At 66.7% G+C, this 11,483-nt stretch carries 14 protein-coding genes and 1 pseudogene; 3 read left to right on the top strand and 12 right to left on the bottom strand.

The window, feature by feature from the left end:
• The first annotated feature begins 227 nt into the window (after nt 1-227).
• Complete coding sequence (locus GQ56_RS0102535; RefSeq protein WP_031397141.1) at nt 228-716, top strand: CPBP family glutamic-type intramembrane protease; 489 nt, start codon at nt 228-230, stop codon at nt 714-716.
• Nucleotides 717-847: 131 nt separating this feature from the next.
• On the opposite strand, the gene fliR is transcribed toward GQ56_RS0102535, so the two are convergent.
• From fliR to GQ56_RS0102490, 9 genes are all read right to left on the bottom strand, one after another.
• Nucleotides 848-1,630 carry a flagellar biosynthetic protein FliR gene (gene fliR / locus GQ56_RS0102530; RefSeq protein ID WP_031397140.1) on the bottom strand — a complete coding sequence of 261 codons (783 nt, stop codon included), beginning with the start codon at nt 1,628-1,630 and terminating at the stop codon, nt 848-850.
• A gap of 29 nt (nt 1,631-1,659) precedes the next feature.
• On the bottom strand, nt 1,660-1,932 hold the full coding sequence (fliQ, locus tag GQ56_RS0102525; protein WP_031397139.1) for a flagellar biosynthesis protein FliQ: 273 nt from the start codon (nt 1,930-1,932) through the stop codon (nt 1,660-1,662).
• Nucleotides 1,933-1,952: 20 nt separating this feature from the next.
• Nucleotides 1,953-2,714, bottom strand: a complete 762-nt coding sequence (gene fliP / locus GQ56_RS0102520; RefSeq protein ID WP_031397138.1) for a flagellar type III secretion system pore protein FliP — start codon at nt 2,712-2,714, stop codon at nt 1,953-1,955.
• A gap of 36 nt (nt 2,715-2,750) precedes the next feature.
• Nucleotides 2,751-3,302: a flagellar biosynthetic protein FliO gene (gene fliO / locus GQ56_RS0102515; RefSeq protein WP_031397137.1), complete on the bottom strand. Its 552-nt coding sequence runs from the start codon at nt 3,300-3,302 to the stop codon at nt 2,751-2,753.
• Nucleotides 3,303-3,310: 8 nt separating this feature from the next.
• Nucleotides 3,311-3,808: a flagellar motor switch protein FliN gene (fliN, locus tag GQ56_RS0102510; RefSeq protein WP_031397136.1), complete on the bottom strand. Its 498-nt coding sequence runs from the start codon at nt 3,806-3,808 to the stop codon at nt 3,311-3,313.
• On the bottom strand, nt 3,801-4,799 hold the full coding sequence (gene fliM / locus GQ56_RS0102505) for a flagellar motor switch protein FliM (protein ID WP_031397135.1): 999 nt from the start codon (nt 4,797-4,799) through the stop codon (nt 3,801-3,803). The genes fliN and fliM overlap by 8 nt, the downstream gene beginning before the upstream one ends.
• Nucleotides 4,800-4,821: 22 nt before the next feature.
• Nucleotides 4,822-5,358 carry a flagellar basal body-associated protein FliL gene (gene fliL / locus GQ56_RS0102500; RefSeq protein ID WP_052001606.1) on the bottom strand — a complete coding sequence of 179 codons (537 nt, stop codon included), beginning with the start codon at nt 5,356-5,358 and terminating at the stop codon, nt 4,822-4,824.
• 200 nt (nt 5,359-5,558) lie between these two features.
• A complete protein-coding gene (locus GQ56_RS0102495) occupies nt 5,559-6,281 on the bottom strand; it encodes an LrgB family protein (protein WP_031397133.1) in 723 nt (240 codons plus the stop codon).
• A 13-nt stretch (nt 6,282-6,294) separates the two neighbouring features.
• Entirely contained in the window at nt 6,295-6,771 is a 477-nt protein-coding gene (locus tag GQ56_RS0102490; RefSeq protein ID WP_031397132.1) for a CidA/LrgA family protein, read from the bottom strand.
• Between the two features lie 139 nt (nt 6,772-6,910).
• Between GQ56_RS0102490 and GQ56_RS0102485 the strand changes: the two genes are divergently transcribed.
• A complete protein-coding gene (locus tag GQ56_RS0102485; RefSeq protein WP_031397131.1) occupies nt 6,911-7,837 on the top strand; it encodes a LysR family transcriptional regulator in 927 nt (308 codons plus the stop codon).
• Nucleotides 7,838-8,245: 408 nt separating this feature from the next.
• On the opposite strand, the pseudogene GQ56_RS39115 reads toward GQ56_RS0102485, so the two are convergent.
• From GQ56_RS39115 to GQ56_RS0102470, 3 genes and pseudogenes are all read right to left on the bottom strand, one after another.
• Nucleotides 8,246-8,494, bottom strand: a pseudogene (locus GQ56_RS39115) (type II toxin-antitoxin system Phd/YefM family antitoxin).
• Between the two features lie 111 nt (nt 8,495-8,605).
• Complete coding sequence (locus GQ56_RS0102475) at nt 8,606-10,168, bottom strand: DHA2 family efflux MFS transporter permease subunit (protein ID WP_031397130.1); 1,563 nt, start codon at nt 10,166-10,168, stop codon at nt 8,606-8,608.
• A 177-nt stretch (nt 10,169-10,345) separates the two neighbouring features.
• Nucleotides 10,346-10,834 carry a MarR family winged helix-turn-helix transcriptional regulator gene (locus GQ56_RS0102470; protein ID WP_031397129.1) on the bottom strand — a complete coding sequence of 163 codons (489 nt, stop codon included), beginning with the start codon at nt 10,832-10,834 and terminating at the stop codon, nt 10,346-10,348.
• A gap of 174 nt (nt 10,835-11,008) precedes the next feature.
• Between GQ56_RS0102470 and GQ56_RS0102465 the strand changes: the two genes are divergently transcribed.
• Entirely contained in the window at nt 11,009-11,293 is a 285-nt protein-coding gene (locus tag GQ56_RS0102465) for a multidrug ABC transporter ATPase (protein ID WP_081894802.1), read from the top strand.
• The last annotated feature ends 190 nt before the right edge of the window (nt 11,294-11,483 follow it).

Genomic DNA, 11,483 nt, shown 5'->3' with positions numbered 1-11,483 from the left:
ATTCATGCGGGATGGTGAGGCGACATTGTTGGAGGTGAATTCACATGATTAATTTTAATATAAAATCCAGTTATTTTATCGACACTTTGGTGGCGCCGTTCACTTTGGAGAGCCAGGCAGAGGCCGTCTCGAGGTTTGTCAGAGAACCTCAAGCGTCACATTTTTCGAGAATTTTCATTGATGGAATTTTATCTAAAAAATTCCTTTTTAATGATTGATGAATCGCAATGGAAAATTGTCTTGGCAGCAGCGTGATTCGCATTATCTCGCGCGGCCCGGCGCTCGTTTCGGCATTTCTGACTTGGGTTCTCACGTACGTTTCCGGCATTGTCGTCTGGGGTGCCCAATTCGTATTCGAACTCCCGTTTGGCCCATCGTCCGGTGCACTACCGGAAATAATGCGGCACGACCTACTGACTCGCCTGCTTGTCGGCTCACTCGTTGCGCCGATAGTGGAAACATTTCTTTTCCAGTGGTTGCCCATTCGGTTGATTCGCCGCGCATTCGGAGCGAGCGTTTGGCCGGCCATTGGTGCCTCAACGCTTGTGTTCGGTGCAACGCACGGCTACAGCGTCCTGTACGTGACAGTTGCCTTATGGGGCGGCCTGATTTTCGCAACAGCGTTCGTGCTGCGTGATTACCCCGGCGGCCGTCCGTTCTTGGTCGTCGCCACCGCCCATGCTGCTCGCAACACGCTGGCGAGTATCGTCATCTGACGATCGAATCAGTTCTGGATCGCTCGGCAGAATCGTCGCCATTTAGCCGGACGAATGCGCCCTGAACCGATACGAGATCGCGATGAACCGGCCGAGGCGGCACCCCGATCTCGTGACGAATCACCTACGCATCACCGCCAGCCGATCAGTACCCGCCCCATCGCGTCGAGCCCCATGTCGAACAGGTGCGACACGAACGGCACGAGGTTCGGAATCATCAGCTGCACGAGCAGCAGCCCGACGAGCATCGTCACGGGAAAGCCGACCTGGAATACGCCGATCTGCGGCGCCGCGCGGTTGAGGATGCCGAGCGCGAGGTTCGCGATCAGCAGCGCAGCGACCACCGGCAGCGCGAGCAGCAGCCCCATCTCGATCACGGTCGCACCGAACCCGGCGAGCGTGCGCCAGCCGGGCGCGTGCAGCAGGTCGGCCGATACCGGCAGCGACTGGAACGACGCGACGAGTGCGGCGAACACCTGCAGGTGGCCGTCCACCGCCAGGAACGCGAGCATCGCGATCGCGTTCAGGAAGCGGCCCATCGCGGGCGTCGCGCCGCTCGTGTGCGGATCGAAGAAGGTCGCGAAGCCGAGCCCCATCGACAGCCCGATGAAGTCGCCCGCCGCCTCGACGGCCGAGAACGCGATCTGCATCGTGAAACCCATCGCGGCGCCGATCAGGAACTGCGTGACGAGGATCCAGATGCCTTGCGCGGAGAACATGGTCACGTCCGGCATCGCGCCGAGCGTCGGCGCGACGACCAGCGCCATGAACGCGGCGAGGCCGATCTTCGCGCGCACCGGCACCGCGGCATGGCCGACGACGGGCGCCGTCGCGACGAGCGCCAGCATCCGCACGAACGGCCACAGGAACGCGGTGAGCCAGCCGTTGAGCTGCGCGTAGGTAACCGAGAACATCGCCGCCGGATCGTGCGAATGCGCGCGGCTCAGCCGGCGCCGAGCGTCGCGACGTGCAGCAGCGTCTGCCGCAGGTAGTCGAGCATCGTCGTCAGCATCCACGGGCCGGCGATCACCAGCGTCGCGGCGACCGCGAGCAGCTTCGGGATGAACGACAGCGTCGCCTCGTTGATCTGCGTCGCGGCCTGGAACAGGCTCACGACGAGGCCGACCGCGAGCGCGACCAGCAGCAACGGGGCGGAGAGCAGCAGGCCGACCATCATCGCCTGGTGCGCAAGGGTCATGACTTGTTCGGGCGTCATCGCGCGTATTCCTCCGCCACTTACGAGAAGCTCTGCGCGAGCGAGCCGATCAGCAGCTGCCAGCCGTCGACCAGCACGAACAGCATCAGCTTGAACGGCAGCGACACGGTGGATGGCGACACCATCATCATCCCCATCGACATCAGCACGCTCGCGACGACCATGTCGATGATCAGGAACGGGATGAACACGGTGAAGCCGATCTGGAAGCCGGTCTTCAGCTCGCTGGTGACGAACGCGGGCACCAGCAGCGACAGCGGCACGTCCTCGGGGCCCTGCATCGGCGCGGCCTTCGAGATCTTCGCGAACAGCGCGAGATCGGTCTCGCGGGTCTGCTTCAGCATGAAGGTCTTGAACGGCGCGACGCCGCGCTGCACGGCCTGCTCCATCGGCATCGAGCCGTCGGAGAACGGCTTGTAGCCGTCGTTGTACGCGCGGTCGAGCACCGGCGACATCACGAAGAAGGTGAGGAACATCGCGAGGCCGACGAGCACCTGGTTCGGCGGCGTCGTCGCGGTGCCGAGCGCCTGGCGCAGCAGCGACAGCACGATGATGATGCGCGTGAAGCTCGTCATCATCAGCAGCATCGCCGGCAGGAACGACAGCATCGTGAGCAGCAGCATCGTCTGCACGCTCAGCGAATACGTGGTGCCGCCGTGCGGGCCCGGGCTCGTGTTGAACGCGGGCAGGCCGTTGGCCTGCGCGAGCGCGAGCGCGGGGGCGAGGCAGAGGATCAGCACGGGCGCGACGCGCGCCGCGCGACGCAGGAATTCGTGTTTCATCGGAATGCGGGTACGGAAAGAGGGCGCGCCGCCATGTCAGCGGTCCTTGTCGCGACCGAGGCGTTTCGCGGCTTCGCCGGCGAGTGCGTCGCGAAATCGCGAGCCGAACGTGCCGGGCAGGCCGCCTTCGGACGGTGCCGCGCCGGCGGGTGCGTCGGCCGGCGCCGAAGCCGTGGCCGCCGCCGAACCGGCCGGCAGCGTATGCAGCAGCCTGACGTTGCCGGGCGCGACGCCGAGCACGAGCCAGGTGTCGCCGATCTCGACGATCGTCGCGCTTTCCTTCGCGCCGACCGCGACGCTCGAGACCACCTTCAGCGGGCCGCCGCGCCGCGCGGGCTGGAAGCCGAAGCGGCGCGCGAGCCACGCGCAGGCGAACACGAGGCCGATCACGACCGCGAGCCCGACGAGCGTCTGCAGCACCGCGCCGATGCCGAGCGACGGCGCGGCCGAACCGACCATCACGCTCGACGCGATCGAGCCGGGGTTGTTCACCGCGTTCATGTCGGCGGCGCCGGCCGGCGCGCAGGCAAGCGACGCGGCGACGGCCGAAGCCGCCGCGCAAGCGACGCGCACGCGGCGGCCGGACATGACTGCTTTCACCGATTCAGCTTCCGGATGCGTTCGGCCGGCGTGATGATGTCGGTCAGGCGGATGCCGAACTTGTCGTTGACGACCACCACTTCGCCCTGGGCGATCAGGCAGCCGTTCACGAGCACGTCCATCGGCTCGCCGGCCATGCCGTCCAGCTCGACCACCGAACCCTGCGCGAGCTGCAGCAGGTTGCGGATCGCGATCTTGGTGCGGCCGAGCTCCACGGTCATCTTGACCGGGATGTCGAGGATCATCTCGATGTCGTTGTGCGTCGAGCTTGCCGCGGCCTTCGACAGCGGCTGGAACACGCCTGCGCCCGTCGCGCCCGCCTGCACCGGCTGATGGTTTTGCTCGGCCAGCGCGGCGGCCCAGTCGTCCAGGCCGGGATCCTCTTCCGCCGCGGCCGGGGTCGGGGCCGCCTGCGCGGCGGCGGCCGAGGCCGCGAGGGCCGCATCGGCCATCGCTTGCGCGTCGTCTTCGGGCGTCTGGTTCAGCTCACTCATATCCACCTTCCTTCATCGAATCGCCCGCGCTGATCATCTTCTGCACGCGCAGCGCATATTGACCATTGAAAATTCCGTAGCCGCATTCCATCACCGGCACGCCGTCGACCTTCGCGGTGATCGTGTCCTCGATCTCCAGCGGCAGCACGTCGCCCGCGCGCAGGTTCAGGATCTTCTCGAAGGTCGACGAGATCTCGGCGAGATTCGCGCTCAGCTCGACCTCGGCGGCCTGCACCTGCTGCGACAGCACCCGCACCCAGCGGCGGTCGACCTCGAGCGCTTCGCCCTGGATCGGCGAACTGAGCACGTCGCGGATCGGCTCGATCATCGAGTAAGGCATGCAGATGTGCAGCGTGCCGCCGGTCGGCCCGAATTCGATCGAGAACTGCGTGACGATGACGATCTCGTTCGGCGTCGCGACGTTCGCGAACTGCGTGTGCATCTCCGAGCGCACGAATTCGAACTGCAGCGGCCGCACGCTCTTCCAGGCGACCGTGTAGTGCTCGAACACGAGGTTCAGCAGCTTGCCGATGATCCGCTGCTCGGTGGCCGTGAAATCGCGGCCTTCGACGCGGGTGTGAAAGCGCCCGTCGCCGCCGAACAGGTTGTCGACGACGAAGAACACGAGGTTCGGGTCGAACACGAACAGCGACGTGCCGCGCAGCGGCTTCACGTGCACCAGGTTCAGGTTCGTCGGGATCGGCAGGTTGCGGGTGAACTCGCTGTACTTCTGCACCTTCACCTGGCTGACGGAAATTTCCGCCGTCCGCCGCATGAAGTTGAAGATGCCGATCCGCAGCAGGCGCGCGAAGCGGTCGTTGATGATCTCGAGGCCGGGCATCCGGCCGCGGACGATCCGCTCCTGCGTCGCAATGTTGTAGGGGCGGACGCCCGACGTGTCGCGCTGCTCGTCGACCGAATCGGATTCGCCCGTGACGCCCTTGAGGAGGGCATCGACCTCCTCCTGGGACATGAACTCCTGGTGACCCATACGCGCTCCTTTCGCGGCCGCGTTACTGGACGACGAACTCGGTGAACAGCACGTCGTCAACCTTCGCGCGCTGGTTGCCCGGCTGCGTCGGCTGCTCGATCAGCTCCCGCAGTTCCTTCGCGAGCGTACGTTTGCCGTCCGGCGTCGCGAGATCCTCGGGATGCTTGTTCGACAGCGCGAGCAGGATCCGGCTGCGGATCTCCGGCATCCGCGCGGTCAGTTGCTCCTGCGCCTTCGGATCGGTGAGCTTCAGCGACAGGCCGACGCGCAGGTAGTGCTGCGCGCCGTCGTCGGACTGCAGGTTCACGGTCAGCGGGTCGAGCGGGAAGAACACCGGCACGGCGAGCGGCGGCGGCGCGGCGGGCGCGCCCGCATGGCCGACGCCTTCCTTGCTCAGGAACACGTACATGCCGCCGGCAGCGGCGGCCGCCGCGCCCAGCGCGATGACGGCGATGAGCGCAATGCGCTTGAACTTGCCGGACGAAGCCGGCTTGTCGGCGGTCGGGTTTGCGGTCGTGGAGGCCATGTGAATGCGTGCGTGATGTCTCGTAGCATGCATTGTTCGGCATCCGGGCCGAGCCCGATGGGCGGAAAAGAGGGGGGAATTGCGGCTATCTCAGCCGATTGTCGGGCGGGCGTCGGCCGGATGCAGGGTAGGGCCGGCGGCGCAGGGCGGTCTGGCCCCGCGCGGCGGGAGGGATCGGGGCGGTCAGGGCAGTCGGGCACGCGCGGCGGGCGGCGGCCGCCCGGCGCGGCCGGTCAGATCGGCAGCAGCGTCAGGAGGGGCGCGATCAGCACCATCGCGACGCCCGCGATCATCATCGTGAGGCTCGACACGACGCCTTCCTCGCTGCCGATCTCGCGCGCCTTCGCGGTGCCCACGCCGTGGGCGGCCGCGCCGAACAGCGCGCCGCGCGCGAGCCGCGTGCGCATCGGCACGAGCGCGAGCACGATCTCGCCGAGCAGCATCCCGATGATGCCGGTCGCGATCACGAACAGCGCGGTGAGGTCCTTCGGCGCGTGGATCTTGTCCGATACGGCGAGCGCGAACGGCGTCGACACCGAGCGCGTCATCAGCGAGCGCTGCAGCTCGGGCGACAGGTGCAGCAGCTTCGCGAGCAGCAGCGACCCGCACACGCCGGCGCCGATCCCGACCGCGACGCCCACCGACAGCGACAGCCAGTGGCGGCGGATCAGGTCCCGATAGTCGTAGATCGGCACCGCGAACGCGATGGTCGCCGGGCCGAGCAGCCACATCAGCCAGCGCGTGTCGCGGAAGTAGACCGAATACGGGATGCCGGTCAGCAGGACGAGCAGCACCAGCACGCCCGGCACGAACACGAGCGGCGAGAACAGCAGCGTTTTCTTGTACGCGTAGAGCCGCTTCGACGCGAAATACAGCACGATCGTCAGCACGAAGCAGCCGAACGAGATCGCGGTGTTCGCATGGTCGGCGAACAGACTGGACAGGGCGGCGAGCATGGTCGGCTCCGGCTCAGTGGGCCGACACGGCGCTCAGGCGCGCGCGGCGGCGCTCGGCGAACACGCGCTGCGCGGCGAGCCGGCGCTCGAGCTTTGCGGCGAGGTCGACCGCGACGGCCACCGCGACCATCACGAACGCGGTGCCGGCCAGCATCACCAGCGCGATGCGCCAGCCGTCCTCGCGGAACAGCCCGCCGTACTGCACGGCCGCGACCGCGGCCGGCACGAAGAACAGCAGCATGTCGGACAGCAGCCAGTTCGCGCCGTCCTTCACCCAGGCGGGCGCGACACGGCCCGAGAACAGCAGCACGAGGAGCACCGCGAGGCCGATCACGCCGGACGGGATCGGCAGCCCGACCTTGCGCACGGCCCAGTCGACCGCCAGCCACAGCGCACCGAGCGCGGCGGATTGCAGCGCGATCCGGCCCGTGCGCGCCATGCTGCCGGAAGCGGCGGGGCGGGCAGCGGCAGTGGTGGTCGGCTTGGTCATGGCGGGCTCCATACAGATATTGCGTCGATGGTGTGAGTATAGGGTTTCCCCTAACCATAAATAAAATGACTTGTCTCTATCCTTGTTATTCCAATTCGGAATTCACTGGTGCGTGTCGCACCAATCTGGGGAGTGATCGATGGAATTGCGCGCGCTGCGGTACTTCGTCGAGGTGGTCCGTCAGCAGAGCTTCACCGCGGCGGCCGACCGGCTGTTCGTGACCCAGCCGACCATCAGCAAGATGGTGAAGGCGCTCGAGGACGAGATCGGCTCGCCGCTGCTGCTGCGCGACGGCCGGCAGATGGTGCTGACCGACGCGGGGCGGATCGTGTTCCAGCGCGGTCAGGACGTGCTCGCCGCGCAGGCGCAACTGCAGTCGGAGCTGAACGATCTCGGCACGCTCGGGCGCGGCGAGCTGACGATCGGCATCCCGCCGCTCGGCGGATCGCTGTTCACGCCGATCATCGCCGCGTACAAGCAGCGCTACCCGAACATCGAGCTGAAGCTGTTCGAGCAGGGCGCGCGGATGATCGAGGCGGCGCTGACGTCGGGCGAGCTGGAGCTCGGCGGGCTGCTGGAGCCGGTCGATCCCGGCACGTTCGAGCGGCTGCCGATGGTGCGCGCGCCGCTGTGGCTGGTCGCCCCGCGCGAGTCGCGCTGGGAGGATCACGCGGCCGTGCCGCTCGCGGATCTCGCGCGCGAGTCGTTCGTGTTCTATGCGGAAAGCCTGGCGCTGCACGACGCGGTGCTCGACGCGTGCCGGCTGGCCGGTTTCACGCCGTCGATCGTCAGCCGCAGCGGCCACTGGGATTTCATGGCCGCGCTCGTGCATGCGGGTGTCGGCATTGCGCTGCTGCCCGAACCGTATTGCCGGCGGCTCGACGCCGGCCAGTTCACCTGCCGGCCGATCGTCGAGCCGGAAATCACGTGGGCGATCGCGCTCGGCTGGCTGAAGAAGGGCTACCTGTCGCACGCGGCGCGCGCGTGGCTGGACGTGGCGCGAGCGACGCTGCCGATCGCGCCCGGCGACGATCTGGCGTTCGGCGGGTTGCGGGCGAGGGAGTGACGCCCGGGCGATGCCCGGTGCAATCAGACGTGCTGGATCGGCCCCGGATAGCGGGCGACGGTATGGTCTCGTGCGCGAGCAGCGCAATGCCTTCCGAGATCGCCTGCGCGACCAGCAGACGGTCAAACGGGTCGCGGCGGATCGACGGCAGTTGTTCGACCGCCAGTGCGTGTGGGCTCGTGATCGGCAATTCCACGTCGCCGACATCGAGGAGATTGCGACGGAACACGTTTGTGTCCACCTGGAAAGCGTCGCGATCCAGTCCACGCTTGATGACGATCTCTCGAAGGCTCGCAACGCCGAAAAGCGGCGGACAGGCGGGATCCTCGGTGAGTGCACTGGCGCGGACGGGCAGCTCGGCCGCACCGGCTGCCGCCCGAAGAAGCAGACGTGTATCGAGCAGCAAGTTCATGCGTCACCCTCGAACAGCTTGCCGATTTCGTCGCTTCCCATGGTGTCGAAATCGTCCGGGACACGGATCTACCCCTTCATGAAGCCGATCCGGATCGGCCGGACGGGATCCGGCGTATCGATCGGGACCACCTTGACGAGCGGCTTGCCGGCTTTCGCGATCACGAACGGCTCGCCGGCATGAACGGCTTCGTCGATCAAACGCGACAGGTTCGTCTTCGCGTCGTGCGTGCTGTAGGTATGCATCGCCCCCTCCAATTGAACCAAGTTCAAGTAATTGGCTTGCTTGGTTCAATCAAGGGGAGCAAGCAAGGCCAGCCCTTCCGCTGTGTGCGGCAGCCGTCAGCCCTGCCGATTTCAATGCCCCATCGCCGGCCCCGCGCCCTTCTTCGGCTTCGTGATCCATACGAGCACCGCGAGCGCGCCGAACATGAACGCCGACAGCAGGAAAAAGTCGTTGGTCGCCATCATGAAGCCCTGCTGCGTGACGATCTGGTTGAGCTGCGCGTTGGCGGTCTGGCCGACGACGCCGAGCTGCGACAGCGCGCCCTGGTAGTCGGTCGTGCTTTGCGCATACACGCTCACCGATTCCGACAGCCGCGCGTGGTGGTAGATCGCGTCGTTCTCCCAGAACGTCGAACTGGCCGCGGTGCCGATCGCGCCCGACAGCGTGCGCAGGAAGTTCGACAGCCCCGACGCGCTCGCAAGCCGCTCGTCGGGGATGCTCGACAGCGTGATGGTCGTCATCGGCACGAAGAAGCACGCGACGCCGATCCCCTGCACGAGCCGCGGCAGGATCACGTGGCTGAACGGCACGTCGAGCGTAAACGTCGAGTTCCAGATTGATACGCCCGCGAACACGCAGAACGCAAAGCTCGCGACCATCCGCAGGTCGAGCCGGTGCATGTTGCGCCCGATCAGCGGCGACAGCACGAGCGCGAGCAGCCCGACCGGCGCGGTCGCCAGGCCGGCCTTGCCGGCGGTGTAGCCCATCACCGTCTGCAGCCACAGCGGGAAGATCACGACCGAGCCGAAGAACGCCATGAAGCCGAACGAGATGATCAGCGCGCCGAGCGCGAAGTTGCGATCCTTGAACAGCGACAGGTCGACCACCGGTTCCTTTTCGGTCGCTTCCCACACCAGCATGAACGCGAGCGACACGACCGCGATCAGCGCGAGCGCGACGATGAACGACGAATTGAACCAGTCGCGGTCCTTGCCGAGGTCGAGCATCATCTGCAGGCACGACACGCCGATCACGAGCAGCGCGAGGCCGACTGCGTCGATCCGCTGCTTCGACGTCTTCGTCTCGCGGCCGCGCAGCAGGAAAAACGCGCAGGTCGCCGAGAACACGCCGATCGGCAGGTTGATGTAGAAGATCCACGGCCACGTGTAGTTGTCGCTGATCCAGCCGCCCAGCAGCGGGCCGAAGATCGGCGCGACGATCACCGTCATCGCCCATAGCCCGAGCGCGAGCCCGCGCTTCGCGGGCGGGTAGCTGCGCATCAGGATCGTCTGCGACAGCGGCACCATCGGCCCCGACACGAGGCCCTGCAGCAGCCGGAATGCGATCAGCGTCTCGAAGTTGTTCGCGAGGCCGCACAGCGCCGACGCGACCGTGAACGCGAGCACCGACAGCGTGAACAGGCGCACCTCGCCGACACGCCGCGCGAGCCAGCCGGTGAGCGGCACCGCGATTGCGGACGCGACCGAGTACGACGAGATCACCCAGGTGCCTTCGCTCGTCGCGACGCCGAGACTGCCGGAGATGGTCGGCACCGCGACGTTCGCGATCGATGTGTCGAGCACCTCCATGAAGGTGCCGAGCGCGAGCCCGACGGTGAGCAGCGCGAGGGCGCCGCCGGACAGCGGCGCGGGTTGGGCGGCGGGGGAGGCCGCGGATGCCGGGGTGGCGGACATCGGAATCTCCTAGACGCGGCGCGCGCGACGCGCCGGCACAACGCACGGGTGTGCGCCGCAGCGCAGCCCGGCCGGGTGGAATGGATAAGGGAAAAAGCGGAGCGCGTGCCCTGTCATCTTCTGCCCAGACAGATAAATAAGCGGACGCTTAACTTGGACATGGGGCCTCCGCGCGCCTCAACGATCCGCTTCGTCCGGCTTCGGACAACCGGCGGTGCCGGGCCCGTTGGCGATGAAGCGCTGCAGCAGGCCGGTCAGCGTCGCGAGTTCGTCGGCCGAGAAACCGTCGAGCTGCGCGTTGAGCGCGGTCGCGATCAGCGACGGCAGCGCACGGGCCGCGTCGGTGCCGCGTTCGGTCAGCGTCAGCTCGATCATCCGGCGATCCTGCTCGCTGCGCGAACGCGCGATCAGCCCCTTGCGTTCGAGCCGGTCGAGCATCCGCGTCATCGAGCCGCTGTCGTACGCCATCTTGCGGGACAGCTCGAACGGCGTACGCGCGTAGCCGCGCGACAGCAGCAGGATCACACCGATCTGTTGCGCGGTGAGGTCGAGCGGCTCGAGCGCACGGTCCATCCGCTCGACGAGCGCCTGCTTGGCCTTCGACAGGTAATAGCCGAGGCTCGTTTCCAGCGCGATGTTCTCGGGATCGTAGAGGCCGCCGGTCATACGATTGCGCGCGCAGCAACAGTGCGTTTCAGATTAAGACGCGCCCAGTATCTTGAAAATTGATTGCTTAGTCAATATTATTTAAGGCAACCAGTTACGACGTGCATGTTGCACTGCCGGAGACTATGTTCTGACCGATTCGCCCGCGCTGGCGGGCACCCGAGGATGTTCGCGATGCTGTTCCTGAAAAATGCCGCCGGCGCGCTGCGCCGCAACCTGACCGATACCGCTCATCATGTGTTTTCCGGGCCGCACCGCGGCTGGAAGATCGCGTTGTACGTGACGATGCTGGTCGTGCCGGGCGGCTCGCTCGCGGCGCTCGGGTTCGCATGGTTCGATCATCGCCGGCAGCGCAACGCGAAGGGCGACGCACGCGGCACGGGCCAGCCGGCGGCAACGGAGCCGTCGTCATGGCCGGCCGCCGCCGACCCCGTCCCGCTGCCCGCCCGCTGCCACTGACACCGCCCAGCCGAGCGGCCGAGGCGGTCCGCCCTGCGTCCGGCCTGCACCCCTTTCGGCGCCGCAAGGCGCCGTAATGCGCGGTAACCCGGCCGGCCGTGCCGGTAACACATTCCTGTCGTCGCGCACCGTACCCTTAGGGCTGCGCAGCTTCCCCGCCGTCAGTTACCATTTGTCCGCCAGCGGCATG

This window comes from Burkholderia paludis, from assembly GCF_000732615.1.
Classification (GTDB): domain Bacteria; phylum Pseudomonadota; class Gammaproteobacteria; order Burkholderiales; family Burkholderiaceae; genus Burkholderia; species Burkholderia paludis.
This window is presented reverse-complemented; position numbering and strand designations above follow the sequence as displayed.